This is a genomic window from Geodermatophilus sp. URMC 65 (genome assembly GCF_053502545.1).
The window spans coordinates 5,683,698-5,710,592 of record NZ_CP199954.1; the positions used below are offsets into that span (position 1 = coordinate 5,683,698).

At 73.3% G+C, this 26,895-nt stretch carries 25 protein-coding genes and 1 tRNA gene; 7 read left to right on the top strand and 19 right to left on the bottom strand.

The genetic code is table 11. The features are described from left to right. Positions 1–522 precede the first annotated feature (522 nt). The 3 genes from ACWIX7_RS27345 to ACWIX7_RS27355 form a co-directional block, all read right to left on the bottom strand. Positions 523–852: a hypothetical protein gene (locus tag ACWIX7_RS27345; protein ID WP_448619530.1), complete on the bottom strand. Its 330-nt coding sequence runs from the start codon at positions 850–852 to the stop codon at positions 523–525. 633 nt (positions 853–1,485) lie between these two features. Then, a complete protein-coding gene (locus ACWIX7_RS27350) occupies positions 1,486–1,713 on the bottom strand; it encodes a hypothetical protein (protein ID WP_448619531.1) in 228 nt (75 codons plus the stop codon). A gap of 48 nt (positions 1,714–1,761) precedes the next feature. Next, positions 1,762–1,980, bottom strand: a complete 219-nt coding sequence (locus tag ACWIX7_RS27355) for a hypothetical protein (RefSeq protein ID WP_448619532.1) — start codon at positions 1,978–1,980, stop codon at positions 1,762–1,764. 513 nt (positions 1,981–2,493) lie between these two features. On the opposite strand from ACWIX7_RS27355, the gene ACWIX7_RS27360 reads away from it, so the two are divergent. The 3 genes from ACWIX7_RS27360 (at position 2,494) to ACWIX7_RS27370 (ending at position 6,043) form a co-directional block, all read left to right on the top strand. Continuing rightward, positions 2,494–3,948 carry an FAD-binding oxidoreductase gene (locus ACWIX7_RS27360; RefSeq protein WP_448619533.1) on the top strand — a complete coding sequence of 485 codons (1,455 nt, stop codon included), beginning with the start codon at positions 2,494–2,496 and terminating at the stop codon, positions 3,946–3,948. A 246-nt stretch (positions 3,949–4,194) separates the two neighbouring features. Next, complete coding sequence (locus ACWIX7_RS27365; RefSeq protein ID WP_448619534.1) at positions 4,195–4,710, top strand: hypothetical protein; 516 nt, start codon at positions 4,195–4,197, stop codon at positions 4,708–4,710. A gap of 322 nt (positions 4,711–5,032) precedes the next feature. After that, entirely contained in the window at positions 5,033–6,043 is a 1,011-nt protein-coding gene (locus ACWIX7_RS27370) for a transposase (protein WP_448619535.1), read from the top strand. A gap of 510 nt (positions 6,044–6,553) precedes the next feature. On the opposite strand, the gene ACWIX7_RS27375 is transcribed toward ACWIX7_RS27370, so the two are convergent. Then, positions 6,554–7,441, bottom strand: coding sequence for an alpha/beta fold hydrolase (locus tag ACWIX7_RS27375; protein ID WP_448619536.1), 888 nt, complete (start codon positions 7,439–7,441; stop codon positions 6,554–6,556). Between the two features lie 300 nt (positions 7,442–7,741). On the opposite strand from ACWIX7_RS27375, the gene ACWIX7_RS27380 reads away from it, so the two are divergent. The 3 genes from ACWIX7_RS27380 (at position 7,742) to ACWIX7_RS27390 (ending at position 10,124) form a co-directional block, all read left to right on the top strand. Next, positions 7,742–8,335 carry a hypothetical protein gene (locus ACWIX7_RS27380; RefSeq protein ID WP_448619537.1) on the top strand — a complete coding sequence of 198 codons (594 nt, stop codon included), beginning with the start codon at positions 7,742–7,744 and terminating at the stop codon, positions 8,333–8,335. A 249-nt stretch (positions 8,336–8,584) separates the two neighbouring features. Beyond that, a complete protein-coding gene (locus ACWIX7_RS27385) occupies positions 8,585–8,881 on the top strand; it encodes a helix-turn-helix domain-containing protein (RefSeq protein WP_448619538.1) in 297 nt (98 codons plus the stop codon). 748 nt (positions 8,882–9,629) lie between these two features. After that, positions 9,630–10,124, top strand: coding sequence for a tyrosine-type recombinase/integrase (locus ACWIX7_RS27390; protein WP_448622202.1), 495 nt, complete (start codon positions 9,630–9,632; stop codon positions 10,122–10,124). A gap of 110 nt (positions 10,125–10,234) precedes the next feature. On the opposite strand, the gene ACWIX7_RS27395 is transcribed toward ACWIX7_RS27390, so the two are convergent. The 11 genes from ACWIX7_RS27395 to xylA all read right to left on the bottom strand — a co-directional run bounded on the left by ACWIX7_RS27395 (position 10,235) and on the right by xylA (position 22,347). Continuing rightward, positions 10,235–10,308: transfer RNA gene (locus ACWIX7_RS27395), tRNA-Pro, on the bottom strand. A 77-nt stretch (positions 10,309–10,385) separates the two neighbouring features. Further along, on the bottom strand, positions 10,386–11,273 hold the full coding sequence (locus tag ACWIX7_RS27400) for an alpha/beta fold hydrolase (protein WP_448619539.1): 888 nt from the start codon (positions 11,271–11,273) through the stop codon (positions 10,386–10,388). Positions 11,274–11,302: 29 nt separating this feature from the next. Beyond that, positions 11,303–12,925 carry a thiol reductant ABC exporter subunit CydC gene (gene cydC / locus ACWIX7_RS27405; protein ID WP_448619540.1) on the bottom strand — a complete coding sequence of 541 codons (1,623 nt, stop codon included), beginning with the start codon at positions 12,923–12,925 and terminating at the stop codon, positions 11,303–11,305. Further along, a complete protein-coding gene (gene cydD / locus ACWIX7_RS27410) occupies positions 12,922–14,580 on the bottom strand; it encodes a thiol reductant ABC exporter subunit CydD (protein ID WP_448619541.1) in 1,659 nt (552 codons plus the stop codon). Before cydD ends, cydC begins: the two co-directional genes overlap by 4 nt. A gap of 16 nt (positions 14,581–14,596) precedes the next feature. Beyond that, a complete protein-coding gene (gene cydB / locus ACWIX7_RS27415) occupies positions 14,597–15,631 on the bottom strand; it encodes a cytochrome d ubiquinol oxidase subunit II (protein WP_448619542.1) in 1,035 nt (344 codons plus the stop codon). A 2-nt stretch (positions 15,632–15,633) separates the two neighbouring features. After that, entirely contained in the window at positions 15,634–17,058 is a 1,425-nt protein-coding gene (locus ACWIX7_RS27420; RefSeq protein WP_448619543.1) for a cytochrome ubiquinol oxidase subunit I, read from the bottom strand. Between the two features lie 154 nt (positions 17,059–17,212). Further along, positions 17,213–18,550, bottom strand: a complete 1,338-nt coding sequence (der, locus tag ACWIX7_RS27425) for a ribosome biogenesis GTPase Der (protein WP_448619544.1) — start codon at positions 18,548–18,550, stop codon at positions 17,213–17,215. After that, positions 18,547–19,233 (bottom strand): (d)CMP kinase, encoded by a 687-nt coding sequence (gene cmk, locus ACWIX7_RS27430; protein ID WP_448619545.1) that lies wholly within the window; start codon positions 19,231–19,233, stop codon positions 18,547–18,549. Before cmk ends, der begins: the two co-directional genes overlap by 4 nt. Next, entirely contained in the window at positions 19,230–19,592 is a 363-nt protein-coding gene (aroH, locus tag ACWIX7_RS27435; RefSeq protein WP_448619546.1) for a chorismate mutase, read from the bottom strand. The genes cmk and aroH overlap by 4 nt, the downstream gene beginning before the upstream one ends. Positions 19,593–19,703: 111 nt before the next feature. Further along, positions 19,704–21,137, bottom strand: coding sequence for a xylulokinase (gene xylB / locus ACWIX7_RS27440; RefSeq protein WP_448619547.1), 1,434 nt, complete (start codon positions 21,135–21,137; stop codon positions 19,704–19,706). A 19-nt stretch (positions 21,138–21,156) separates the two neighbouring features. Then, on the bottom strand, positions 21,157–22,347 hold the full coding sequence (xylA, locus tag ACWIX7_RS27445; protein ID WP_448619548.1) for a xylose isomerase: 1,191 nt from the start codon (positions 22,345–22,347) through the stop codon (positions 21,157–21,159). Positions 22,348–22,424: 77 nt separating this feature from the next. Here xylA and ACWIX7_RS27450 point away from each other — a divergent pair, with 77 nt between their 5' ends. After that, on the top strand, positions 22,425–23,600 hold the full coding sequence (locus ACWIX7_RS27450; RefSeq protein ID WP_448619549.1) for an ROK family protein: 1,176 nt from the start codon (positions 22,425–22,427) through the stop codon (positions 23,598–23,600). On the opposite strand, the gene ACWIX7_RS27455 is transcribed toward ACWIX7_RS27450, so the two are convergent. The 4 genes from ACWIX7_RS27455 to ACWIX7_RS27470 all read right to left on the bottom strand — a co-directional run bounded on the left by ACWIX7_RS27455 (position 23,597) and on the right by ACWIX7_RS27470 (position 26,889). Beyond that, positions 23,597–24,439, bottom strand: coding sequence for a pseudouridine synthase (locus ACWIX7_RS27455; protein WP_448619550.1), 843 nt, complete (start codon positions 24,437–24,439; stop codon positions 23,597–23,599). The genes ACWIX7_RS27450 and ACWIX7_RS27455 overlap by 4 nt on opposite strands. 265 nt (positions 24,440–24,704) lie before the next feature. Then, positions 24,705–25,532: an SMC-Scp complex subunit ScpB gene (gene scpB / locus ACWIX7_RS27460; RefSeq protein WP_448619551.1), complete on the bottom strand. Its 828-nt coding sequence runs from the start codon at positions 25,530–25,532 to the stop codon at positions 24,705–24,707. Then, positions 25,529–26,335 (bottom strand): segregation and condensation protein A, encoded by an 807-nt coding sequence (locus ACWIX7_RS27465; protein WP_448619552.1) that lies wholly within the window; start codon positions 26,333–26,335, stop codon positions 25,529–25,531. The genes scpB and ACWIX7_RS27465 overlap by 4 nt, the downstream gene beginning before the upstream one ends. Positions 26,336–26,394: 59 nt before the next feature. Next, a complete protein-coding gene (locus ACWIX7_RS27470) occupies positions 26,395–26,889 on the bottom strand; it encodes a hypothetical protein (RefSeq protein ID WP_448619553.1) in 495 nt (164 codons plus the stop codon). Between the last annotated feature and the right edge of the window lie 6 nt (positions 26,890–26,895).

The following is a 26,895-nucleotide window of genomic DNA, read 5'->3' on the forward strand; positions in this document are numbered from 1 at the left end:
CCCGTGACAAGTGGCACGGTTAGGCTGCTGGACGCTGACTGTAGCCCGCTTCAGCTTCCGCTATTGCCTGCATCTCCCGCCACAGGACTGCCGGCGGGTGCGCTAAATGGTCAGCATAATGCGCCTCGACTTGAGCTAGCGTCGCACTCCATAAGTCGACAAGTTGCATCAACTCCCGAGAGTCCCGTGCCGCCTCAGCTACGTAGAAGCCTACGCTTGAACCGTAGGACCCGGCCTGATCAATATCGACGGTGACGGTCGGCTGCTCATACCCGCGCCGCATGACGACGCCTCCGCCCAGCGGTCGGACGAGATGGCCACGCCCGGATAGCCCAGCAGCATGCAAACCGTAGATGATGCGGGGCGCGCCAGTCTCTGAGCCACTGCTTGGGCAGCGCCCCCTTGTCCATGAGCAGGGCGAGGCGCCGCTCGATGACATAGCACCATTCCGTGATGCCTGCGACCGTGAGTGAAAGCGGCTTGGCCCAGGCGTCAGCGATGGCCGGATAGCGTTCCGGAATATTACGCAGCGCCGCCTCGCTGAAGAGCGAATAGGTGGGTCCAGTCTTGTTCAAGTTTATAACGAAATCCTTCGGCGACCAGATAGAGCCCGTGCTGGGACAAAACCGCCGCTAGGCTGTCGAACCGCTCCTGCGGGAAGAGTGGCGAAAACTCCATGTATGGCCCGATGGCGCGGAGGCCGGCCAGGACCAGCATGTTGCTGTGATGCAGGAAGTATGCCAGGGCGCCAGCATCAGAGACCGCGATGTCAGCGAGCACCCGCAGCGCGAGGGCCGCCGCCCTGTCCGGACCGCGGTCATCTAGTTGATATTGCAGTTCGCCATAGTGCACATGTTCGCCTCTTACTCTTGCATTGTCCGCTTGTCACTATAATATTGTCAATCGCCCTCACATTGCGTGACGCTGAAGTCGTCTTGCCGCGGTCGTCTACCGACACGCTTCGGCGCTCTTGCAATGGAGCTGAGGGGACTCGAACCCTGACCCCTACACTGCCAGGGCGGCTGGTGGAGGTCCGTGGACGCCGCCGGTGTCCATTGCTGCAGTTCAACGCCAGGTATGGTCGTCAGGGAATGCCTGCGGACGACCGTGAACGACATGGCTTGGCCACTACCGTGGCACCGCGCAGTGGCCGCCTGACCAGATCCCCTCGGGCGCCGGGCGCGGCCGGCCGGCGTCCATCGACCCTGTGACGCCGAGGATCGACGCGAGCTCCGCTGCCGCCCGTGGGGGCTCGAGACACCTTCCAGGCTGGCCATGCGGGTTCGATTTCCGCCACCCGCTGCATGCATTTCCGCAGCTCAGCTCGCCTGTCAGGCCTTTGGCGAGGGTCTGGAGGACCCTCTGGACGGCCCGTTCCCGGCCCCTGGAGACCCCTGTGTTCCGCTCCATTGGTCATGGATTGGTCACGCGAGCCGGCTCCCTACGGCCAGGTCGAGGCCTGTGCCCCCCCGTGACCCGAACTGGTCACGGGGTGAGCTTGAGGCGGTGCCGGGCGGCGACCTGCCGGGCGACCTCGTCCACCGGCACCGTTAGGCGCTCAGCCGCGGCCCGGCTGTAGATGACGACGGCGGAGACGGCGTACTGCCACAGCGGGGTCTGCCACCAGCCGGCGTCGCTCAGCAGGTCGGGCTGCAGGCCGCCGCGCATGCAGGCGGCGGCGTAGACGGCGTACTGGCTGTTGCGACGCTCCACACGGTCGCGGGATGTCACCTCGGGGAGAAAGCGCTCGCGCAGCCCCTCTTACTCCAACGGCTCGGCGCCAACCGGGCACGCGATATCGAGCGCCGTGACAGCGAGTTCCAGCAGAGCGACGTCCGGGGCGAACCAGCCAAGCACATGGCTGGGAGCCGCGGCCGCCACGATGTCGTAGGCGTCGTCGCCCCGAGCCAGGCCGGACAGCACCGCAACCTGAGCCCGGCGGTGCAGGACGTTCCGGTCGATGCGCTCCCGCTTGGTCACCGCGACATCATCACCCGAAGGCCTGGTCCTGGACCGCCACCCCGAGGGACACCGCACAGCCCACTCAATCGAGCGTCCGGTCGGGGCGGCGCAACCTAGTACGACAGGCGGCGCCTTCGACAGGTCAAAGTGACGGCTAGGACACGTCTAGACCTGGCTGCCCGCCACCGCCCAAGGAACATTTTCCCACGCGGATCTCGCTCTACTCCCCAGATCGGCGCCGCACCTGAACCGGGAACCATGGCCGAGCGCGCCGGCGTCCTCGTGCAGCGCCTGGCCGCCTGGCGCCTGCGTCACACCGGAAAGGACGACGACCGACCTGACACCGCAGCCGCCGCCGCGCGCGGTGGCCAGGCATCACCGGGCACATGCCCCGCGTGATCACGCGCCGGAGGCGCGGCGAAAGGCCCCGACGGGCGGCCGCACGGGTACCCGACAGCGGCTGCTCATTTCAGACTTGTCTTGCTGTCAGCGGTGCTCGTCCCGAGCGACGCCCACGCAGAGGGGGCTGAGATGCCTCTCGACGACTCCTCCATCACTCGCTTCCTCCAGACATTCCCGGGAGAGGTGCTGCGGCCGGCCGATGCCGGGTTTGCCGAAGCACGGGCCGCAGCCATCTGGAACGGCGCGATCACCCACCAGCCGGCACTCATCGTCCGCCCCACCTCGACCGAGGAAGTGGCCGCGACGCTCGCCCTCGCCCGAGAGACCGGGACGGACGTGACCGTGCGAGGTGGCGGGCACAGCGCGGCGGGCAGCTGCGTCCAACCGGGCGCAGTGATGATCGACCTGTCGCGGATGACCGGCGTGCGTGTGGACCCGGAGATGCGACGCGCGTACGTCGGCGGTGGGGCATCCTGGGCCGCCGTCGACGCCGCGACCGCTCCGCACGGCCTCGCGGTCGTCGGCGGCACGGTCAGTCACACCGGGGTCGCTGGGCTCACGCTCAGCGGCGGCTGGGGCTGGCTGACGTCCCAGCAGGGTCTGGCCTGCGACAACCTGGCCGCGGCCACGCTGGTCACCGCCCAGGGGCGCACGGTGACCGTGTCCGACAAGACCGAACCCGATCTCATGTGGGCCCTGCGCGGGGCCGGCACCAACTTCGGAGTCGTGACTGGCCTGGTGTTCGACCTGCACGAGGTCGACCCGATGGCCAACCTCGGGCTGTTCTTCTGGCCCGTCGCTGACGCCGCCGCGCAGGTGGCCTTCGCCCGCGAGTACCTGTTCGAGCTCCCGGAGAGCATGGGCGCGGTGGTGGCCGCGTCGTCCGCTCCGCCCGAGCCCTTCGTCCCCGAGCAGCACCGCGGCACGCCCGGCATCACCGTGCTGGTCGTGAACTGGGGCAGCGCCGAGGAGCACGCCGCCGCGGTGGCACCGCTGCGGGCACGGGCGCCGCTGTTCGAGCTGGTCACCCCCCTGCCGTACGTGGCGTTGCAGCAGATGCTCGACAACGCCGAACCGTGGGGGATCCACGGCTACGCCAAGAGCCTGAACTTCGACGACCTGCCGGACGAGGCGATCACGATCCTGCTCGACCGGCTGCCGCACCGGCGCTCGCCGATGTCCGAGGTGCCGATGTTCACGCTGCGCGGCCGCTACTCCGAGATCCCCGACGATGCCACGGCCTGGGGCAGCCCCCGCAGCGCACGGTGGGCGGCGGCCCTGCTGGGCCTCGCCTGGGACGAGGAGAGCTACGCCGCCGACCGCGCCTGGGTCCGCGACCTGTGGCAGGCGCTGCGCCCATACGCCTCCGACGAGGGGGCCTACCTCAACTTTGAGACTGACACCGACGAGGGGCGGGTGCGGGCCTCCTACGGGGAGGAGAAGTACCGCCGACTGGCCGCCCTCAAGGCCCAATGGGACCCGGGGAACGTATTCCGGCACAACCCGAACGTCGCACCGGCCGCGGCCCGGGTACCGGGCCCCCGCGAAACGGCACCGACCAGAGCCGAGGAGACCGCACGCTGACCCCGCCGCGTCGCCGCGGGTGTGTGGTCAGTCTCGTTCGACCAGCTGAGGGCGGACCGCTGGGCCCGGGCTGGACACACGTAGGGCCCGGTCATCCGACCGGGCCCTACGTGATTGAGTTGCGGGTACTCCCCAACCTGGGTTCCAGGGAGAAGTTCCCAGATTTCTCGCTGACCTCCAGACGCCAGCAAATGACGGCTAGCTCACGTTCCGTGCCGATCATGGGCTTTGGGGTAACGCGGTGTTATGGCAACAACTGATTCGACCAACACGTCCGGTGCCCGCACCGCCGACCACGTCCGCCGGGCGAACCCGGTGGGCGCGCACGTCGCCACGGCCGGAGTCGTGGTCTTTCTGATCGCCACGTACCTGGACTGGGTGTCCACCAACGGTGAGCAGAGCGCCACCGGCTCCGGCTACGAGACCGACACAAGCATCGCGCTCGTCGCCTTCGTGGGCGTCGGCCTGGCCGTGGCCCTGCAGTACGCCCTGAAGCGGGCCGGCGGCCGCCAGCACCGCAGCCTCTCGCTCACCGCCCTGGCCGTCGGCATCGCCGCCGTCCTGCTGTCCCTGGGTTACATCGTGGACGCGCCGGGCGCCTTCGAGCGCGGTGCGGACCTCTCCCCCGAGATCGGCGCGTGGATCGGCCTGCTTGGCGGCATCGTGTGGTCAGTGGGCGCTGCCCTGCTGGCGAAGAAGCCCGAGGGCGACGACGACTGGACCGCCGACCACGGCCGCACTCAGGCGCACTCCGCTCACTGATCCCATCGGCGCGGCCCGACCGCGCCAGGTGCTCCCCGGACGGGCACCCACGGCAGGCACCCGCCTGTGCGTGGGTGCCCGTTCTGGTTGCGGGCGGCGCAGGCGACGCTCAGGTGTCCCTTACAGGACGTTGCGGAAGTCAGGCTTGGCTCCCGCTGCCGACAGGTGGCGCAGGTGAGGCGGCCGTGGCGCGGCGCGTCGACCCCGCTGGCGTACTTCCGCAACGACTTCTTAGCTCGCCTTTTAACCCCGGGCGCCGGGTAGTTGCGCCGGTGTGATTCGGGGTCTGGCATGAGGACGGCCACCGTTGGATGCTTCGGAGTTGCGACGCTTCGAAGCGACGGCGGTGGCCGTGATGGACAGTTTGACGCTGGCCGACGGGGTTGACCAGAGCCTGATCACTACGGGCCTGTTGCGGCTGCAGCGCTTCCGCGACGAGCTGTACCGATGTCTGGGCCGGCGCCGCGATGCGCTGTTCGAGCTGATCGATGGGCTGCTGGCGGCCGAGGCGTTGCCGTCGCTGCCGCATCTGAGCCTGGTCCCGGTGCACCGGCGCGGCTGGGGCAGCGTGTATGCCGCCCTAGCCGCCGGCGAGGTCGACGCCGAACGGTTGGCCGAGTTGCTCGTCGCTCACCGAGGCCACGGCTGTGCGCCGGTCTTCGCCGTGGATGCCAGCACGTGGGCCCGCTGCGACGCCGAGTGCTCACCGGGGCGGGGGTTCTACTACTCACCGACCCAGCACTCGGCCGGGCAGCCGATCGTGGCCGGCTGGTGCTACTCCTGGATCGCCCAGCTGAGCTGGGCGCGGGACTCCTGGACCGCGCCGCTCGACGTCCGCCGCCTGACTCCAGGTGAGGACCTCGGGCAGGCCACCGCCACCCAGATCCGCGCGCTGACCGGCCGTCTTGGCCCCATCGAGGCGGTGCCGCTGTTCGTCTTCGACGCCGGCTACGACCCGATCGCGCTCACCGTCGACCTGGCCGACCTGCCGGTGGCGGTGCTGGTCCGCATCCGCGGCGACCGGGTCTTCTACACCGCTCCGGCGGCCCGGCTGCCGGGGCAGCTGGGCCGGCCGCGCCGGCACGGCGCCCGGTTGCTCTGCGCCGAGTCGGCCACCTGGCCGGCTCCCGAGCAGACCCTCGAGGTCGACGACGAGCAGTACGGCCGGGTGCAGGTGGCGGCCTGGGCGGAGCTGCATCCCAAGCTGGCCGGCCGCGGCCGCTGGATCGACTGCCCGCGCCCGCCGATCGTGACCGGCACGGTGATCCGCGTGCAGGTCGAGCACCTGCCCGGGCCGCGCGGCCGGGCGGTGAAGACGCTGTGGCTGTGGTGAGCCGGTCCCGGCCGCCCCGACCTGGACCGGTGCTGGCGGGCCTACATCCGCCGCTTCGACCTGGAGCACACGTTCCGCTTCTGCAAGCAGGCGCTGGGCTGGACCACCCCACGGATCCGCACCCCGGAGCAGGCCGACCGCTGGACCTGGCTGATCCTGGCCGCCTACACCCAGCTGCGGCTGGCCCGCTCGATCACCGCCGACACCCGGCTGCCCTGGGAGCGTCGGCTGCCGACCGCCCGGCTGACCCCGACCCGCATCCGCCGGGCTTTCGCCCAACTGCTGCTGACCCTCGGCACCCCGGCCAGCCCACCGAAACCCTGCGGACGCTCACCCGGACGCCCCAAAGGCAGCCGACAAGGACCAGCACCCCGCCATCCCGCCGTCCACAAGACCGCCGCCTGAAGTTAAAAGGCGAGCTTAGCGGCCCATTCAGGGCAATGTGTTGACGAGGACTATCCCTCGGGCGGGCGTCCCGTCGGAGCGCGTTGGACCTCTGCTCGGGTGCGGTCAGGACCTCTCTCCAGTGGGGGCTGGCGGGGGGAAGGCGAGGACGCGCTCGATCACCTGGTCCTCAGCATCCATGACCAGGGTGTGACCGGCACCCGGAATCACCTCGACCCGCCAGCCCGGCACCGCGGCGCGCAGCCGGTCGACGCCGACGGCTTGCAGCGGGCTGCGGCTACCGAAGAGCGCCTGCACCGGCACCCGGACGCCGGCCAGCTCCTGATCGGTGAACACCACCGTCTGGTTGTCTGGGCGCCGGTACCTCAGCGAGGCGCGCAACACCCTAAGGAGCTCGTCCTCGGCCAGGGTGGCGTTGGGCAGCCGGCGGGCTGCCCACCGGCGCAGCGGAGCCGGTAGCAGCAGGGCCAGGCCGCTGAGGATCGTCCACAGCCAGAACCGCCACGGCAGTGTTCTCAGCCCGGCCGGCTCGACGAGGGTGATCGCCGCGACCCGGCCGGGGTGGCGCAACTCGTGCTCGACGGCGAGGTAGCCACCCCAGGACGCCCCCACCAGGTGCGCCCGCTGGGCGCCGATGCGAGCGAGCAGTTCCTCTACCCACCCGGCCGCGCCCTCACGGCTGTTCACCGGCCGGGTCTGAACCGAGTGGTCGGGCTCACCGAACGGGTCCACTGCGATGACCGAACGGTCACCGAAGCGCCCCATCCACCGGTGCCAGGCCAGCGCGTTCCCACCGAGCATCGTCAGCAGGACATACGGATCCTCCCCGTTGGGGCCGGCCCGGTAGATACGGACGGTGCCCGCGCTGGTCGCGATGTCCTCGGCCCGTACGGGTACAGGCCAGAGCCGTTGCAGGACCCTGTCGTACACCGCCAGGAACCGGGCGCGGGCGGCATCGCTGGAAAACCCAGGGATGCGCGGGGAGCTGGCCATCCCGTCATTCTTTCGGCGCCGAACCGCACCTGCTCGAATTGAAGTGGCCCACCGCCCTGTGCTGCGGCCCACCCTGGTGGCGCGCACCCGGCTTGCGGTTGCTGCCGACGGCGCTGGCTGTCCCTAGAGCCGCCTTTTTGGGACACCGCAAACGCCAGACGAGGCAGAGCCACCTCCCCCGGCACCCGCCTACGGCGTGACCTGTTCCCAGCCGGAGACCTGGAGAACCACAAGATCACGGGCCATCACACCTCATGCACTCAGGAGTTTCACCAACTCGTGGTGACGAGTTTCCGAAGGATGATCAGCAAGATCGCAGGCATGGGAGACCGCGGCATCCCCGAGAACCGGGCCGGACAGCGCGAACAGCAACGGCGTCAACAAGCCCAGCGGACACGGACGACGAAGGCCCGCTCCGACCCGGCGGAGGCCGGAGGCGGCCCCGAGCGGCGGGCCGCCGCGACGGCCTGCGGCTGGTGTGGCGGGCCGATCACCGCGCGAGCCCGGGGCCCGATCCCCAAATGGTGTTCGGCGACCTGCCGGCACCGCGCCTGGGAGCAAACCCGCGCTGCGGCCTCGGGCCGGGCGGCAGTGCAGATCGTCGAACGGCGCGTGCAAGTCTCCGTGCGGCAGTCAGTCACCCGACGCGACTGGCCTCAGGCCCTCGCCGATTTGGCTGCGCAGCTCGATGACGGCCGGATCTACGACCGTGACCTTGCCGGCCTGTCACTTGCCCTCGACGCCGTCCTGGCCGCCTACCACCGCCGGCACCACGTCGGCCTCCGCGCCGAGGGGCATTGTCCATCGGGGACCCTCGAGACCGACCTCGCTGACACCTCCACCGGTGACAGCGGCCGTCTCCAAGATCACAGGACATCGGATACGGCAGCTTGAACCCGCGGTACCACAGCGTCCTTCAGGTTCCCTCCCGTACTCCTCCGGTAGCAGCTCGCGGGGACCGGGAGAAGCTGCGGAGCCGGTGCCTCCTTCCCGCTGGTCACCGGTCCGTGCTGACCAGCGCGGAACCGGAGAAGAACAGGAGGTCGGTCCCTCATCGTCGAGGAACGCACCGCGCCCATCGTCGCCCGCGCACGGCCGCTGCCGGACGGCGACCGGCGGATCGGAATGCTTGGAGGAGACGAGATGGACGACCCCGAGTCGCTGCAGGACATGCCGACCAAGAGCCCCCTGCTGCTTACGCCCGAGGATGCGGCCAAGGTTCTCCGCATCGGCCGCACCACGGTCTACGCCCTCATGAAGGCCGGCGACCTGCGCCCGGTCCACATCGGTCGCAGCTGTCGGCTGGCCCGCGCCGAACTCGAGCGCTATGTCCGCATGCTGGAGAATCCAGTGGCGCCCGGCCAGCACCGTCGACGCAGCCAGCCGAAGTCGGCGAATCAGAGCGGGCTCCTTGATCCCGATCCCCCGGATGCGGCCTGACCTGTGCAGAGCGGGCACCGTGGTCAGACCGGTGCTGAACACTGTCCGCCGAACCATCAGGAACGGAAAGCGGCCGGACGGCCGCCGGCCCCGGCGATCGGAGCAGCCCCATGGCGAAGCGAGGGAACGGCGAGGGTTCGATCTTCAAGCGGGCCAACGGACGGTGGTACTCGGCCCTGACCTACCGAGACGACTTCGGCGAGGTGAAGCGGCGGGAGGTCAGCGGCAGAACGCAGGCGGAGGTGCGGGCGAAGCTCCGGGAGCTGCGGGAGCGCGTCGAGGCTGGCGCCCCGGTCAAGGATGCGTCGATCACGATGGCCGCCTGGCTGGAGGACTGGACGACGAAGGCGCTGCCGGCGAGCGACCGCAAGCAGGCGACGATCGACCTGTACGCGACCATCGTTCGCAGCCACCTGGTGCCGAAGCTGGGCAGCCTGCCCCTCGACCGGCTTCGCCCCTCCGACGTCGAGACCCTGGTGCTCGCCAAGCGCCGCGCCGGACTCTCCCCGTCGACCGTCCGAACGATCTACACCGTGCTCCGGGCCGCCCTTGACGTCGCGGTGCGGGACGGGCTGATCCAGCGCAACCCGGCCGCCGTGGTCAAGCGACCGGCCGTCGAGCGCAAGGATGCCGCCTATCTGTCAGCCCAGCAGGCGGAGGCGCTGCTCGAGGCGATCCGAGGCGACCGCCTCGAGGCCCTCTACCGGGTCATGCTGTCGACCGGCCTCCGCCGCGGGAGGCGCTGGCCCTGCACTGGCGAGACGTCGACCTGGACGACGAGGTCCTGCGGGTGCGGTGGACGCTATCGCGGACGTCGGCTGGCCTTGAGCTCGGCGAGCCGAAGACGGAGAAGTCGCGGCGCACCCTGCCGCTCCCCATCCCCGCCGTCGAGACGTTGCGGGCGCACCGCAAGCGCCAGGCCGCGGAGCAGCTCGCCGCGGGCAGCCTGTGGCAGGCCAGCGGGCTCGTGTTCACCTCGGAGATCGGCACGCCGCTGGAGCCGCGCAACGTCCTGCGTCGGTTCGAGGCACTGGCCGAGCGAGCCGGCCTGCACGGCGTCCACCTGCACACGCTGCGTCACTCGACGGCGAGCTTCCTGCTCGCCGCGGGCACGCACACGAAGGTGGTGCAGGAGCACCTTGGTCACAGCTCCTACGCCATCACGGCCGACATCTACAGCCACGTGGCCCCGGCGCAGCAGCGCGAGGCGGCCGACAAGCTCGGGCAGGCGATCCACTGGTGACGTTGCGGTGCAAACCGCGTTGCGGTCCCGGTTGCGGTGCGGTTGCTGTACTTACGCGAGAGGCGGGTCGGTCCGAAGGACCGACCCGCCTCTGACCTGCGGTTTCACTGTCGGGCTGACAGGATTTGAACCTGCGACCCCTTGACCCCCAGTCAAGTGCGCTACCAAGCTGCGCTACAGCCCGAGCGCCGGGCGGCTCGCACCGCCCGGACGCTTGCGTAGAGCAGGTTACCGCACCCGGGATCCGGTCCCGACCGGTGGTCAGCTGCCGGTCGCCACCGGATCCCGGTCGCCGGCCAGCACCTCGCGCAACCGCTCGGCCATCGCGTCGACGTCCGGTGGCGGGCCGTAGCCGGCGTCGAGGAAGCTGCCGTGGTCGCCGGGGAACTCGACCGCCGTCGTCCCCAGCCGCTCGGCCAGGGCGAGACCACCCCGGTGCGCCAGCTGCCCGGCCGAGCCGACGCCGACGGCGGCCACGACCCGGGTGGACGCGCGGCGCAGCGCCTCGACGTCGTGCTCGTGCGAGGTGCAGGTCAGCAGGTTCTGCCCGAGCAGCACGTCGTCCCGCGAGCCGTCGTCCTCGGTCGGCAGGCCGAAGGCGGCCGGGTCGGCCGCCGGCTGCTCGGTGAACCCGTCCGTCGGCCCCGAGTGCTGCACGAGGCGGATGAACTCGGCCAGGCCGGCGCCGTGCCCGGCGCGCGCGTAGGTGTCGTGCACGTGCCGGCAGGCGGCCAGCGCGGGCTCGCGGTCGGGCAGCAGCTGCACCGCGGGCGGCTCGTGCGCGACCAGGGTGCGCACCCGCTCGGGGTGGCGGGCGACGAGCACCAGGGCGTTGACCGCTCCCCCGCTGCTGGCGAAGACGTCGACCGGCCCGGCGCCCAGGGCGTCGATGAGCCGGGACAGGTCGTCGGCGTGCTCCTCGGGCGTGGACTCGGTCGCGCCGTCGGTGCGTCGGCTGCGCTCGGCTCCGCGCGGGTCGTAGGTGACGACGGTGCGGTCGGGGAAGCGCACGGCCAGCGAGGCGAAGCCCGAGGCGGCCATCGGCGAGCCGATGAGCAGCAGCGGGGGCTCGGCGGAGGAGCCGGGCCGGACGTCGTAGGCGAGCACGGCGCCCTGCGTCTCCAGGGCGTGCGTCTGCGGTGCGGTCATGCCGGGGAGACCGCGGTCGACGGCCGGACTCATCGGTGCGAGGCGTCGAGGTCGACCACCCGCCACCGGGCGTCCAGGGCGGCCGCGTCGTGCGTCACCAGCAGGACGGCGCGGGGGTCGCGGGCGAGCCGGTCCAGGACGCGGGCCGACAGCGCACCGTCGAGGTGGGCGGTCGGCTCGTCGAGCAGCAGCACGTCGGCCCGGCTGATCAGCGCCCGGGCGAGCGAGACGCGGGCCCGCTCACCGGCCGACAGCCGCTCCCCCGCCTCCCCCACCCACCCGTGCAGCCCGGGGTCAGCGAGGAGTCCGTCGAGCCCGACGTCGTCCAGGACGGCGGCCAGCTCCCCGTCGGGAGCGTCGTGCCGGCCGAGGCGGAGGTTGCCGGCCAGGGTGCCGCCCAGCACCTGGGGCGACTGGGCCGACCAGGCCACGCGGGACCGGACGCCGTCGAGGGCAAGGTCGCGCAGGTCGGTGCCGCCCAGGGTGACCCGCCCGGTGTCGGGGTCCCGCGCGCGCAGCGCGAGCGCGAGGACGCTGCTCTTGCCCGCGCCGCTGCGCCCGGTCAGCGCCACCTTGGCGCCGTCCGGCACGGCGAGGTCCAGGCCCGCCACCGCGGCCTCCGCGGCGCCGGGGTACCGCAGGCCGACGCCCTCGAGGCACAGCGCGGACCCGGCAGGCAGCGGCCGCGGCGCCTCCGGGTCGGTCACCGCGGGACGCAGCTCGCCCAGGGCCCGCACCCGCTCGGCAGCGGCGCGCATCCCGCCCGCGGCGCTCCACGCCGCGCCGAGCCCCCCGACGGCCTCGAAGGCGCCGAGCACCCCGAGGGCGCAGGCCGCGAGGAGCAGCGGGCCGGTCGTCCCCGCGGCGACGTCGGCCCCGACCAGCCAGAGCGCCGCCACGAGACCCAGGCCCGGCACGCCCTCCCGGCACACCGTGGTCACCGCGGTGAGCCGGGCCGCGGCCCGCTCGGCCTCCTCCTGCCGGAGGAGGGAGTCGTCCAGCGCGCGCAGTGCCGTGGTCCCGCCGTCGCCGCTGAGGTGGTCGGCCAGGCCGCGGACCAGGTCGAGCGTGTCGGCCGCGACGGCGGCGTCGGCCAGCGCCGCAGCCACCGCCGCCCGCCGTCCCGCGCGGGCCGCGGCGGCCGGGACGGCTCCCCCCAGCACCAGCAGGAGGACGGCCAGGACGGCGGCGGTGGCCGGCGACACCAGCGCGGTCAGGCCCACCGCCGTCGCGCCGGCGAGCACGGCGACCCCCGCGGGCACCAGCAGGCGGGCGACGACGCCCTGCAGCTCGTCGACGTCCGTGCGCACCCGCGACAGCAGCTCGCCGCCCCGGGCGCCGGTGAGCGCGGCCGGCGCCAGGGGCGTCAGCCGCTCGAGCAGCCGGCCGCGCACCCGTGCGACCACCCGGAGGGTGACGTCGTGGGTGACCAGCCGCTCGGCGTAGCGCAGCGCGGCCCGGGCGACCCCGAACAGGCGCACCCCGGTGATGAGCGGCATGAGGACCAGCAGCGTCGAGGGCCGCTGCGCCGCGCCGGTGATCAGCGCCCCGGACGTGGCCAGCAGCGCCGCGCCGGACAGCACGGTCAGCGCCCCCAAGACGACGGCGAGCGCCGTGCGCGGCCCTCCGGCCAGCGCGAGGACCTCCCTCACCGCGGCACCGCCGCACCGCGGACCGCGCCGTCCTCGATCACCACGACCCGGTCGTGCAGCGCCAGCGGCGCGGTCCGGTGGGTGACGGTGACGACGGTGCGCCCGGCGGCGAGGTCGTCGAGGGCGGCGAGCACCGCGGCCTCGGTGGCCTCGTCGAGCTGGCCGGTGGGCTCGTCGAGCACGAGCAGCGCCGCGTCGCGGACGAACGCGCGGGCCAGCGCCAGCCGCAGCCGCTCCCCGCCCGAGAGCCGGGCGGCGTCCTCGCCCAGCGGTGTCGCCAGGCCCTGGGGCAGCCGGCGGACGACGTCGGCCAGCCCCGCCCGGGCCAGCGCGTCGGCGACGTCGGCGTCGGGAGCGCCCGGCCGCCCGAGCCGCACGTTGTCCGCGACGCTGCCCGGCAGCAGCCACGGGCGCTCGGGCACGTAGGCCACCCGGGCCCGCCAGCTGTCGGGGTCGAACTCGGTCAGGGGGACGCCGTCCACCAGCACGCTGCCCTCGTCGGGGACGGCGAAGCCGAGCAGCAGCCGGGCCAGGCTGCTCTTGCCCGCACCGCTCGGCCCGACGAGCGCGGTCCGGGACAGCGGCGGCAGGTCGAGGTCGACGCCGTCGAGGGCGAGCCGCTCGCCGTACCGGAGGGTGACCCCGCGCAGCTCGACGTGCGGGACCCCCGCCGGCGCCGGGCGGGTGCCGCGGTGCGGTGCGGGCGCGTCCAGCAGCGCGAACACCCGCTCCGCGGCCGGCGTCCCCTCGAGGCTGGCGTGCCGGTCGGCCCCGAGTGCGCGCAGCGGCGCGAAGAACTCCGGCGTCAGGAGCAGCACGAGCAGGGCGCGCTGCAGGGTCAGCTCGCCCTCGAACAGCCGCACGCCGACGGTCACCGCGACCAGGGCCGTGCACAGGACCGCACCGAACTCGAGCACGAAGCCGTTGAGGAACGCCGTCCGCAGCAGCCGCATGGTGCTCCGCCGGTGGGCCTCGCTGACGTCGGTGAGCCAGCGGGCGCTGCCCCGCGCCCGGCCGTAGGCGACCAGCGTGGGCAGCACCCGCAGCGTGTCGACCAGCGCGGCGCCGAGCTGGGCCAGCGTGTCCCACTGGGCGCGGGACGCACGCGCGGCCAGCGTGCCGGTCAGCCACAGGAACAGCAGCACCAGCGGGCCGGTCAGGAGCAGGAGGGCGCCGGCGGCCGGGTCGAGCACCAGCACCGTCACAGCCACCAGCGGCGGGACGACGGCCGCCGTCACGGCGCCGGGCAGCAGCCGCCCGACGACTCCGTCGAGCCTGCCGACGCCCTCGGTGACGGTGGTGACCAGCTCCCCCGCCCGCTCGCCGGCCACGGCGCCGGGCCCGAGGACGAGGAGCGTGCGCAGCAGCGTCGCCCGCAGCGTCCGCCTCACCCGCGCGGAGGCCCGTGCCGCCGCCCGGTCGCGCACGCCGGCCACGGCGGCGCGGGCGCCCCAGGTGGCCAGCACCCCGGCCAGGACCCCGATCAGGGCGCCGGGGACCTCGCCGTCCTCGACGACCGCGGCCACGAAGGCGGCGACCAGCGCCCACTGCACGACGAGCAGCGCCCAGGTCAGCAGCGCGAGCACCCCGCAGACCAGCGCCAGCCGCCGGGGACCGGGCAGGCTCAGCAGGCGTGCTGCGGGACCGCGGGCCATCAGGAGCGGTGGGCCATCAGTAGCCGTGGGTGAGCGCGCCCTCGTCCGGGCGGACGCGCTCCCGGAAGACGTAGTAGTTCCAGATCTGGTACCCGATGATCAGCGGCAGGAAGATCCCGCCGACCCAGGTCATCAGCACCAGCGTGTAATGCTGGCTGGCCGTCTCCTCCAGCGTGAGGCCGAAGGCCGGGTCGAGCGTCGAGGGCAGCACCTCCCCCCGGGTGAACAGCGCGATGAACACCGTGACCGTGGCGAACAGGACGGTCAGGCCGCTCATGGTGAAGGCCAGGGTGTCCCGGCGGCGCGACAGCGCCAGCCAGATGCTGGCCAGCGTCAGGAAGGCCGCGACCGGGAACACCCAGGACGCGAACCCGAAGTCCTCGAACAGGTCCTCGGTCACGTAGCCCATGACGACGAACGCCACGATCGCCACCGTCGCCAGCGCCCCCCACCGCAGCGCCGCCGTCCGCGCCCGGTCGTACAGCACGGTGTCCTTGTGCAGGCGCAGCAGCAGGAAGTTCGCGCCGTGCAGCATGAACAGCAGCAGCGTGGTGAGGCCGCCGACGATCGAGAACGGGGTGAACATCTCGGCGAAGCCGCCCTGCACGCGCCCCTCCGCGCTCACCGGCAGCCCCTCGATGATCTTGGCCATGATCACGCCCCACAGGAACGACGGGACGACGCTGCCGCCGAAGGACATCCAGTCCCAGAACGAGCGCCACCGCTCGCTGTCGACCTGGTTGCGGTACTCGAAGGAGACGCCGCGCAGCAGCAGGGCCAGCAGGATGAGGACGAAGAGCGGGTACATGCCGCTGAACACCGCGCCGTACCAGACCGGGAAGGTCGAGAACATCAGCCCGGCCGCGGCGATCACCCACACCTCGTTGCCGTCCCAGAACGGCCCGATGGTGCCGGTGAGCGCCCGCTCCTCCGCCTCGGTCCGCGCCAGTGTCGGCCGCAGGATGTCGACGCCGAAGTCGAAGCCCTCCAGGAAGAAGTAGAGGGTGAAGGACAGCGCGATGAGCCAGAACCACAGCGTGACCAGGTCCACCGTCAGTCCCGCCTCTCGTACCCCTGGAACCCGGCCCCCTCGTAGTCCGGCGCCGGGGCGGCGACCAGCTGGGCCTCGGGCCTGCGGTGGATGCCGGCCCGCGCGGTCACCGTCAGCAGGTAGACGTCGAGCCCGATCAGCGCGAGGTACACCGCCCACAGGCCGATCAGGCCGGCGAGCACCTCACCCGCTGTGTTGGCGCTGACGCCCTCCTCGACGGTGAGCAGGCCGTAGACCATGAACGGTTGGCGGCCCATCTCGGTCACGATCCAGCCGGTGAAGTTGGCGACCCAGGGCAGGGGCAGCAGCAGGACCAGCAGACGCAGGTACCAGCGCGTGCTGTCGAGAGCGCCCCGCTTGCGCCCCCACAGGAACAGCCCGAGGAAGGCGCTGGCCAGCAGCAGCCCACCGATGGCCACCATGATCCGGAACGACCAGTACACCCAGGCGACCGGCGGGATGTAGTCCCCCTCGCCGTAGAGCTCCCGGTACTCCTCGTTGAGCGGGACCAGCCCCTCGTACCGGCCCTCGAGGCTGTTGTAGGCCAGCACCGAGCCGAGGACGGGGATCTCGATGTTGAAGGAGTTCCGCTGCTCGTCCTCGTCGATGAACGCGACCAGCGACCACGGGGCCGGCGAGTCGGAGGTCTCCCACTGCGCCTCCATCGCGGCGAACTTCATCGGCTGGTCCTCGCGGGCGACCTGGGCCGCGGTGTGGCCGCTGGTCGCGGAGAAGACGGTGCCGACGGCGGCGAAGACCAGGCCGATCCGCAGGGCCCGGGAGTAGACGTCGACGTCCTGGCGGCGCAGCAGGTGGTAGGCGCAGATGGCGAGGACGAAGAAGGCGGCGACGGTCCAGGCGCTGCCCTGCACGTGGGCGAAGTACAGCCAGGCCTTGTAGTTGAAGACCACCGCGGCGAAGTCGGTCAGGCGGGCCTGGTCGTCGACCACCTCGTAGCCGACGGGGTGGTGCATCCAGGCGTTGGCCAGCACGATCCAGAAGGCGCTGATCTGCGTGCCGATCGCGACCAGCCAGATGCTGCCCAGCCGCATCCAGGGCTTGAGCCGGTCCTTGCCGAACCACCACAGCCCGATGAAGGTGCTCTCGAGGAAGAACGCCATCAGCACCTCGAGCGCCAGCGGGACGCCGAAGATGTTGCCGACGAAATTCGAGTACTCGCTCCAGTTCATCCCGAACTGGAACTCCTGGACGATGCCGGTCACCACGCCCACGGCGAAGTTGATGAGGAAGAGGTGACCGAAGAAGTTGGTCATCTTCTCGTAGACGTGGCGCCGGTCCTCGCGGACGAAGGCGATCGTCTCCATCACCGCGATCAGGAACGCCAGCCCCACGGTGAGCGAGACGAAGAAGAAGTGGAAGATGCTGGTCGAGGCGAACTGGAACCGCGAGAGCTCCACGACGTCCACGCGCACCACCTCGGTCCGGAGGCCGGGAAGGGGGAGGCGCGGGGCTGACGCCTCGGCACCGGCGTCCGGGGGCCACAGACTCGCACGGGATCGGCCGGGTGGCACCCCCCAGCGGTCGCCCACCTGCGGACGGGCCGGCCCGTCCGATCGCTGGTCAGCCGCGCGGCCGCTCCCGACCCTCGCGGACCTTCACCGAGATCTCGATCGGCGTCCCGTGGAAGCCGAAGCGCTCGCGCAGCTTGCGCTCCAGGAACCGCCGGTAGCCGGCCTCGAGGAAGCCGGTGGAGAAGACCACGAACCGCGGCGGGCGGACGTCGGCCTGCGTGACGTACTTGATCTTCGGGGCGCGGCCACCACGCGCCGGCGGCGGCGTCTCCTGCACCAGCGCGCGGACGTAGGTGTTCAGCTCCGCCGTCGGCACCCGGGTCTCCCACGACGCCAGCGCCTCGCGCAGGTGCTGCGCGAGCTTGTCCACGCCACGGCCGGTCTTGGCCGAGACGTTCACCCGCGAGGCCCACTTGACCCGGGCCAGGTCGCGCTCGATCTCGCGCTCGAGCTGCAGCCGGCGGTCCTCGTCGAGGGCGTCCCACTTGTTGAAGGCGATGACCAGCGCGCGGCCGGCCTCGACGACCTGGGTGATGACCCGCTGGTCCTGCTCGCTGACCACCTCGTCGGCGGCCAGCAGGACGACGGCGACCTCCGCGGCCTGGATGGCGGCCTCGGTGCGCAGGCTGGCGTAGTACTCCATGCCGCTGGCGGTGTTGACCTTGCGGCGCAGCCCGGCGGTGTCGACGAAACGCCACTCCTCGCCGCCCAGCGTGACGATCGAGTCGACCGGGTCGACGGTGGTGCCGGCGACCGCGTCGACGACCGAGCGCTCGTCGCGCGCCAGCCGGTTGAGCAGGCTCGACTTGCCCACGTTGGGCCGGCCGACCAGCGCCACCCGGCGCGGGCCACCCTCGTCCTCCTGCTCCCGCGGGGCCTCCGGCATCGCCTCCAGCACCAGGTCCAGCAGGTCGCCGCTGGCCCGGCCGTGCAGCGCGCTGACCGGCTGCGGCTCCCCCAGCCCCAGCGACCACAGCTCGGCGGCGTTGGCCTCGCTGCGCTCGTCGTCGACCTTGTTGGCCACCAGGATCACCGGGCGGTCGCTGCGGCGCAGGATCCGCGCGGCGGCCAGGTCGGTGTCGGTGGCGCCCACCTGGCTGTCGACGACGAACACGATGACGTCGGCGGTCTTCATCGCGTACTCGGCCTGGCGGGTGATCGACGCGCCCAGGCCGCTGGCCTTGGGGTCCCAGCCGCCGGTGTCGACGACGGTGAAGCGCCTGCCGTTCCACAGCGCCTCGTAGGCGATGCGGTCGCGGGTGACGCCCGGGGTGTCCTGGACGACGGCGGCGCGGCGGCCCAGGATCCGGTTGACCAGCGTGGACTTGCCGACGTTGGGCCGGCCCACGATCGCGACGACCGGCAGCGGGCCGCTCTGCTCCGTCACGACGCAGCCACCACCGTCGAGAGCGCCAGCTCCACCACCCGGTCGACGACGCCCTCGCGGTCGAGGTGGGTGCTGTCGACGATGACGGCGTCCTCCGCCGGGCGCAGCGGGCTGTCGGCCCGGCTGCTGTCGTACTCGTCGCGGCGGCGCAGGTCGGCGGCGAGCTCGGCGACCTCGTCGGGCGTGGTGAGGCCGAGCTGGGCGGCCCGCCGCTGGGCGCGGGCCTCGGGCGCGGCGGTCAGGTAGACCTTCAGCGTCGCGTCGGGCAGGACGACGGTGCCGATGTCGCGGCCCTCGACGACGACCGCGTCGGCCGCCGCCACCAGCGCGCGCTGCTGGTCGACCAGCCGGCGGCGCACCGCGGGCACCGCCGAGACCGCCGAGACCGCACGGGTGACCTCCGGGCCGCGGATGCGCACGGCGACGTCCACGCCGTCGACCTGCACCAGCTCGGTGTCGGCCGCCGTCCCGACCTCGATCGCGGCCGCGGCGACGGCGGCGGCCACGGCGTCGGCGTCCTCCGGGTCCACCCCGGCGTCGAGGACGGCGACGGTGGCGGCGCGGTACATCGCACCGGTGTCCAGGTAGGCCGCGCCCAGCCGCGCGGCGACCGCACGGGCGACGCTGGACTTGCCGGTGCCCGACGGCCCGTCGAGCGCGACCTGGCCGGTGAAGTCACTCACTGTGCGATGTCCCGTCGCAGCGCCACGGCCCCGCGCAGGTACACGTGCTGCACCTCGGTGCGCGGCCGGTCGGTCTCCACGTGGGCCATCAGCCGCAGCACCCGCGGCAGCGCGTGCGGCACGCCGATCTCGGTGGCGCACATCAGCGGCACGTCCCCGAAGCCGAGCTCGCGGGCGGCCAGCGCCGGGAACTCCGAGACGAGGTCGGGGGTGGCGGTGAACAGGATGCTGATGACGTCGTCGTGCTGCAGCTGGTTGCGCTCCATGACCGCGGTGACCAGCTCACGGGTCGCGTCGAGGACCAGCTCCCGCTCGTCGGCGTCCACCTGCGTCGCGCCCCGGATGGCTCGGACGGCCACTACCACTCTCCTCGATCGGTGCGGGGCGACGGGTCGCCGTGCCCCTCGGTCGAGTCTAGGTACCCCGCGCAGCCGCCCTCCGGCGTCCCGGGTCGGTCGGGGCGACGCCGGTCAGCGCAGCCGCGGCGCGGTGAGCTCGCGGACCTCGGCGTAGCGCTCGCGGACGGCGGGCACCGCGTCGGCCTCGTGGACCTCGGTGGCGGCGCTCGGCCAGACCGGCGGGGTGTCGCCGCCGGCGAGCACCCAGGCGGCCTGCCGGGCCGCGCCGTCGGCCACGTACTCGCCCGGCGGCGGGACGAGCACCGGCACGCCGAGGACGGCGGGGGCGATCCGGCGGACCGCCTCGGAGCGGGCACCGCCGCCGACGAGGAACACCCGCCGCACCCGCGTCCCCCCGGCGGCCACGGCCGCGAGCCCGTCGGCGAGCCCGCACAGCAGGCCCTCGACCGCCGCCCGCGCCAGGTGCGCCGGCTCGGCGGTGGACAGGGTGAGGCCGTGCAGCGCCCCCGTGGCGTACGGCTTGTTGGGTGTCCGCTCACCCTCCAGGTAGGGCACGAGCACCAGGCCGCCGGCCCCGGGCGGCGCGGACAGCGCCAGCCGGGACAGCTCCGCGTGGTCGACCCCGAGCAACCGGGCCGTCGCGTCGAGCACGCGGGCGGCGTTGAGGGTGGTGACCAGCGGGAGGAAGTGCCCGGTGGCGTCGGCGAACCCGGCGACCGTGCCGGTCGGGTCGGTCATCGGCGTGGTCGAGACGGTGGAGACCACCCCCGAGGTGCCGATGGAGACCACCACGTCGCCGGGCTCGGCGCTGAGGCCGAGGGCCGCGGCGGCGTTGTCCCCCGTGCCCGGCCCGAGCACCGCTCCCCCGTCGGCGGCCAGGGCGCCGGCGGCGACCGTCCCGGCCGGCTCGGCCGGGCCGAGCACACGCGGGACGACGGGGGTGCGGCCGAACGCCCGCTCGAGCAGGTCGAGGCGGTACTCGCCGGTGAGGGGCGACCAGTAACCGGTGCCGCTGGCGTCCCCGCGGTCCGTGACGAGCGTGTCCAGTGCGGGCGAGCCCGCCAGCTCCCAGGTCAGCCAGTCGTGCGGCAGGCACACCGCTGCGGTCCGCGCGGCGTTCCCCGGCTCGTGCTGCGCCAGCCAGCGCAGCTTCGTGACCGTGAACGACGCGACCGGCACCAGGCCGACGGCGTCGGCCCACGCCCGCCCGCCGGCCTCCGGCCCGCCGAGCTCGGCCACCAGGTCGGCTGCGGCACCGGCGGACCGGGTGTCGTTCCACAGCAGCGCCGGGCGGACCACCGCGCCGTCCTCGTCGAGGCAGACCATCCCGTGCTGCTGCCCGCCGACCGCGACGGCGGCGACGTCGCCGAGACCGCCGGCCTCGTCGATCGCCGCCCGCAGCGCGGCCCGCCAGGCAGCCGGGTCGACCTCCGTGCCGTCGGGGTGCGGCGCCCGGCCCTCCCGCACGAGGACGCCCGTCTCGGCGTCCCGGACCACGACCTTGCACGACTGGGTCGACGAGTCGACCCCGGCCACCAGTGTCATGACGGAGTGCCTACCGGACTCAGCGGGCGCCGAGCAGGTGCTCCAGCGCGAGCTGGGACAGGCGCACCTGGCCGCCGGGTCGGGCACCGGCCGTCTCGGCGTCGAAGTCCTCGTACGCCGAGCGGTCAGCCAGCAGCTGCTCGTACGTCTCGCCCTCGCCGAGGGTGGGCTGCGCCAGCTCCGGCACGCGCGCGGCAGCCAGCGCCTCCTGCACCTCCGGGTCGGCGCGGAAGGCGGCGGCCCGCTCCTTGAGCAGCAGGTAGGTGCGCATGTTCGCCGCGGCCGACTCCCACACGCCGCCCACGTCCTCGGTGCGCAGCGGCTTGTAGTCGAAGTGCCGCGGGCCCTCGTACCGCGGGCCGCCGGAGGGGAACCCGTTCTCCAGCAGGTCGACGGTCGCGAAGGCCGACAGCAGGTCGCCGTGGCCGAAGACGAGGTCCTGGTCGAAGCGCGGGCCCTTCTGGCCGTTGAGGTCGATGTGGAACAGCTTGCCCTGCCACAGCGCCTGGGCGATGCCGTGCGTGTAGTTGAGGTTGGCCATCTGCTCGTGGCCGACCTCGGGGTTGAGGCCCACCAGGTCGGCGTGCTCGAGGGTGGAGATGAAGCCCAGGGCGTGGCCGATCGTGGGCAGGAAGATGTCGCCGCGCGGCTCGTTGGGCTTGGGCTCGAGGGCGAAGCGCAGCCCGTAGCCGCGGTCGACCGAGTACTGGGCGAGGGTGTCGATGCCCTCGCGGTAGCGGTCCAGCGCGGCCTTGAGGTCCTTGGCGGAGTCGACCTCGGCCCCCTCGCGGCCGCCCCACAGCACGTAGGTCTGCGCACCCAGCTCGGCGGCCAGGTCCATGTTGCGCATGACCTTGCGCAGGGCGTACCGGCGGATGTCGCGGTCGTTGTTGGTGAGGCCGCCCTCCTTGAACACCGGGTGGGTGAACAGGTTGGTCGTCGCCATCGGCACGACCAGGCCGGTCTCCTCCAGCGCCGCGCGGAACCTCTTGACGTGGTTCTCCCGCGCGGTGTCGTCGCTGCCGAAGGGGATGAGGTCGTCGTCGTGGAAGGTGACGCCGTAGGCGCCGAGCTCGGCCAGCCGGTGCACGCTCTCGACCGGGTCCAGCGCCGGGCGGGTGGCGTCGCCGAACGGGTCGCGGGCCGGCCAGCCGACCGTCCAGAGGCCGAAGGTGAACCGGTCGTCCTTGGTGGGCTGCGGCGTGCTCATGCGATCTCCCTCGATCGGGTTTTGTTCTTCCGTAGAACATAAGGCAGGTGCGCCGCTAACCTCAAGGGGTGCGGACGGTGGGACAGACGGGGGCGCGGCAGTCGACGCTGCGCAGCTCCAACCTCGCCCTCGTGCTGCGCACCGTGTGTGCCGCCGACGGGCCGCTGTCCCGTGCCGACGTCGCCGCCCGCACCGGGACGACGCGGGCGACCGCCGCCCGGCTGGTCGACGAGCTGGTCGCCGGCGGACTGCTCGACGAGGGCGAGCGGCTGGCGCTGCCCCGGCGCGGCCGCCCCGCGACCCCGCTGCTGCCGGGCGCCCGGATCGGCGCCCTGGGCCTGCAGGTGGACGCCGGGCTGCTCGCAGCGCGGGTGCTGGACCTGCGCGGCCGGACCGTCGCCGAGCACGTCGAGGACGCCGACCTGGTCGGCAGCGACCCGGCGCGCACGCTGGCCCGGCTGGGCGTGCTCACCACGGCGCTGCTGGACGGCCCGACCGGGGAGCTGCGGCTGGCCGGGACCGGGCTGGCTCTGCCCGGACTGGTGGACGACGGGGTACTGCTGCGCGCGCCGAACCTCGGCTGGTCCGACGTCCCCGCCGTCGACCTGCTGGCCGCGCACCTGCCCGGCGGGCTGCGTCCGGTGCTAGGCAACGAGGCAGACCTGGCCGCGCGCACCGTGGCCGAGGCCGCGCCGGGACACCCCGGCCCGCTGCGCGACTTCCTCTACGTCTCCGGGGAGATCGGCATCGGCGGCGCCGCCGTCCTCGGCGGGCGGGTGCTGACCGGCAGCGCCGGCTGGGCCGGCGAGGTGGGGCACGTCTGCGTGGACCCCGACGGGCCGACGTGCCGCTGCGGCTCGACCGGCTGCCTGGAGCAGTACGCCGGGCGGCACGCGCTGCTCGTCGCCGCCGGGCTGCCGCGGGACACGCCGCCGGCGGAGGTCGTCGCCCGCGCCGGGGACGCCGACGTGCAGCGCGCCCTCGACGCCGCGGCCCGCGCGCTCGGCGTGGCGCTGGCCGGCGTGCTCAACGTGCTCGACCTGCCGGCGGTCGTCCTCGGGGGGCACCTGGCCGCGCTGGCCGAGCCGCTGCGCCCCCGGCTGGAGGAGCTGCTGGGCCGGCGGGTGCTGTCGGCGCGGTGGCGCCGTCCGGTGGTCGAGGCCGTCACCGGGCCGCCGGCCGCGGGCGCGACCGGCGCGGCGCTGCGGGCGCTGGACGGCGTGCTCGCCGACCCGGCGCGCTGGGTCCCCTAGAGACCCACGGCCTCCTCGAGGGCGCCGACCTCGGAGCGGGTGAGCCGGCGGATCGACCCGCTGCGCATGCGCTCGAGCTTGACCGGGCCGACGGCGGTGCGGGTCAACCGCGACACCGGCAGCCCAACGTGCGCCAGCAGCCGCCGCACGATGTGCTTGCGCCCCTCGTGCAGCACCACCTCGACGACCGACTGGCCGGCGTGGGTGTCGACGACGCGGAAGGAGTCGACCTTCACCGGGCCGTCCTCGAGCTCCACGCCGGCGCGCAGCCGGCGGGCCAGGTCGCGCGGGATGGAGCCCGACACCTGCGCCAGGTAGGTCTTGCGCACCTCGTAGGAGGGGTGCGCCAGCCGGTGGGCCAGCTCGCCGTCGTTGGTGACCAGCAGCAGGCCCTCGGTGTCCTGGTCCAGCCGGCCGACGTGCACCAGGCCGGGCGCGAGGTCGCCGACCATGTCGCCGATGGTCGGGCGGTTGCGGTCGTCGCTCATCGCCGTGATGACGCCGGCGGGCTTGTTGAGCGCGTAGGTGACCCGGTCGTCGCGCAGCTCGATGCGGACGCCGTCGACGGCGATCTTGTCCCGCTCCGGGTCGACCCGCATGCCCTGCACCGTGACCGTCCTGCCGTTCACGCTGATCCGGCCCTGGTCGACCATGTTCTCCACGACCCGGCGGGAGCCGACCCCGGCGCGGGCGAGGACCTTCTGCAGCCGCTCCCCCTCCGCCGCGGCGTCGCTGCGGGCGGGGCCGCGGTCACCGGGGTGGACCGGGGCGAGCTCCATGTCCTCCGCCCAGCCCTCGCCGGGGCCGGGGGTGGTGTCGTCGTGCGGGGCGGTGTCCATCCGGTCCAGTCTCCCACCCGGCGTCCCGCCGTCCCCCGGACGGGCGGACGTCGCCCCGCGGAGCCGCTGCCGGCGGTGCGGGAGGCCTGAGCCCGACTCTCGCGCGGTTCCTGCCGCTCGTGCGCGGTTGCAACAGCGCGAGCACGCGAGGACGCGCGCGAGCGTGCGGTGATGGCCAGGGTTCCTCGCGGATCGCCGGCGCTGTCCGGCTCCTCTGCAGGCTCCCGCCGCGAGCCTGCGAGTGGCGGGGCAGAGGGGTCCTCTCTCAGGCGTCGGGGTGCTCGCCGAGCACGGTCGACGTCTCGGGCAGCAACGGCCCCAGCTCGGGCAGCTCGTCGAGGCTCCCCAGCCCCAGCCGCTCGAGGAACAGCGGGGTGGTCGCGTACAGCCCGCCGCCGCTGTCGGGGTCGGTGCCCACCTCGGAGACCAGGCCGCGGGAGATGAGCGTGCGCATGACGCCGTCCACACCGACGCCGCGGATCGCCGACACCCGCGCGCGGGTCACCGGCTGGCAGTAGGCGATGACGGCGAGGGTCTCCAGCGCCGCCTGGGTGAGCCGGCTGCGCTGCCCGTCGACGAGGTAGCGCTCGACGACGGCGGCGTGGTCCTCGCGGGTGTAGAGCCGCCAGCCCTCCCCCACCCGGCGCAGCGTGATGCCGGCGCCGCGGCGGTCGTAGTCCTCGGCGAGCTCGACCAGGAGGGTCCGCACCCGCGGCACGGGGCAGCGCAGCGCGCCGGCCAGCGTGACCTCGTCGACCGGGGTGTCGACGACGAACAGCAGCGCCTCCAGCCCACCGCGCAGCGCGGCCGGGGCGAGGTCGGGCTCCGGCTGGTCCTCGGGCTCCGGTTCGGGTCCGGGTTCCGGCTCGCGCGGCGGGACGGCGGCGACGGGCGGGGCCAGGGGCGCGGGCTCCTCGACCGCGGCGGGCTCGGCCACGGGCGCGGGCCGCTCGGCGACCCGGACGGCCAGCTCCGCGGCCACGGCGTCCCAGGTGGCGGGGTCGGCGCCGTCGCGTTGCTCGGCCTCCTCGCGGGTGGCGGCGAGCTCGGCGGCCAGCGCGTCCCAGGAGATGGGCGGCCGCTCGTCGCTCATGCGTACTCCCCGTCGTCGGAGAGCGCGGGCCCGGCGTCCGCGCCGCCGACCCAGCGCACGTGCAGCTCACCGAGCGGGGTGAGCTGCTCGAACACCACCCGCTGCTGGCGGTAGAGCTCCAGCAGGGCGAGGAACCGGGCCACCACCTCGAGGGTGTGCTCGCAGTCGGCGGTCAGCGCCCGGAAGCTCGCCGTCCCGGCCTCGAGCAGCTGGTTGCGCACCAGCAGGAGCTGCTCGGAGACGCTCACCGGAGGCGCGTGCAGGTGCGAGATCCCGACCGTCGGCGGAACCTTCGGGGTCAGCGCCTTCGTCGCCAGGGCGGCGAACTGCTCGGGGGTGACGCCGAGCAGCACCTCGGGCAGCAGGTCGGCGAAGCGGGGTTCCAGCGCGACGTCGCGGGGGAACCGTCGGACGGCGTCGGCCTCGCGTTCGCGCAGGAAGGCGGCGGCCTGCTTGTAGGCGCGGTACTGCAGCAGCCGGGCGAAGAGCAGGTCGCGGGCCTCGAGCAGCTCGAGGTCCTCGTCGTCCTCGACCTCCGCGGCCGGCAGCAGCCGGGCGGCCTTGAGGTCGAGCAGGGTGGCGGCGACGACGAGGAACTCGCTGGCCTGGTCGAGGTCGAGCTCGTCGCCGAGCGCGTTGAGGTGGGCGATGAACTCGTCGGTCACCTGCGACAGCGCGATCTCGGTGATGTCGAGTTCGTGCTTGCCGATCAGCTGCAGCAGCAGGTCGAACGGGCCCTCGAAGTTCGTCAGCCGGACGGTGAACCGCCCGCTGCCGACCTCCGGCGCACTCGTCGCTGTCACACCCTCAGCTTAGGAGCGGTCACCGACAGTGCCGGTTCCCGCGGTGCGGAGTGATCGCGCTACTTCTTCAGGCGCTGGACCAGGACCGAGTCCTCGCCGCGCTCGGTGAGGTCGGCCAGCAGCACGCTGATCGCCTCGCGGACGATCCGACCCCGGTCCGCGGCCACCCCGTGCTGGCCGCGCAACGTCAGCCGGGCGCTCTCCAGCGCCAGCAGCTCCTCGGCGGAGATGTAGACGGTGATCTTCTCGTCGTGCTTGACGCGCTCGCTGCGCTGCGGCCGGCCGCGGGTGGGCCGGACCGGCGTCACGGCCGGGGCCGGCGCGGGTCGGCGGAAGGACGCCAGCGGGTCGGCGTCGTCGGCACCGCCGGGGACCAGCGTCAGCGGCGCGGCCGGTGCGGCCGGGTCCTCGCCCCGGCGGGCGGCCCCGCCGCGCAGCGCCGGCGAGCTCACCGTGGCGCTGATGCTGGGCAGCTCGGTGACCTCCGGCGCCGGGGCGGCGTCGGTGCGGCGGAACAGCTCCGCCGCGCCCGGCAGGGTCGGACGGCGGGTCACGCCGCC

Excerpts from the sequence above, each read along its gene's own strand:
- ACWIX7_RS27455 (WP_448619550.1), bottom strand. The coding sequence starts at position 24,439 with ATGGACACCGCCCCGCACGACGACACCACCCCCGGCCCCGGCGAGGGC.
- cydD (WP_448619541.1), bottom strand. The coding sequence starts at position 14,580 with ATGGCCCGCGGTCCCGCAGCACGCCTGCTGAGCCTGCCCGGTCCCCGG.
- ACWIX7_RS27365 (WP_448619534.1), top strand. The coding sequence starts at position 4,195 with ATGGCAACAACTGATTCGACCAACACGTCCGGTGCCCGCACCGCCGAC.
- xylB (WP_448619547.1), bottom strand. The coding sequence starts at position 21,137 with ATGACACTGGTGGCCGGGGTCGACTCGTCGACCCAGTCGTGCAAGGTC.
- ACWIX7_RS27380 (WP_448619537.1), top strand. The coding sequence starts at position 7,742 with ATGATCAGCAAGATCGCAGGCATGGGAGACCGCGGCATCCCCGAGAAC.
- ACWIX7_RS27400 (WP_448619539.1), bottom strand. The coding sequence starts at position 11,273 with ATGACCGCACCGCAGACGCACGCCCTGGAGACGCAGGGCGCCGTGCTC.
- scpB (WP_448619551.1), bottom strand. The coding sequence starts at position 25,532 with ATGAGCGACGAGCGGCCGCCCATCTCCTGGGACGCGCTGGCCGCCGAG.
- ACWIX7_RS27360 (WP_448619533.1), top strand. The coding sequence starts at position 2,494 with ATGCCTCTCGACGACTCCTCCATCACTCGCTTCCTCCAGACATTCCCG.
- xylA (WP_448619548.1), bottom strand. The coding sequence starts at position 22,347 with ATGAGCACGCCGCAGCCCACCAAGGACGACCGGTTCACCTTCGGCCTC.
- ACWIX7_RS27385 (WP_448619538.1), top strand. The coding sequence starts at position 8,585 with ATGGACGACCCCGAGTCGCTGCAGGACATGCCGACCAAGAGCCCCCTG.
- ACWIX7_RS27375 (WP_448619536.1), bottom strand. The coding sequence starts at position 7,441 with ATGGCCAGCTCCCCGCGCATCCCTGGGTTTTCCAGCGATGCCGCCCGC.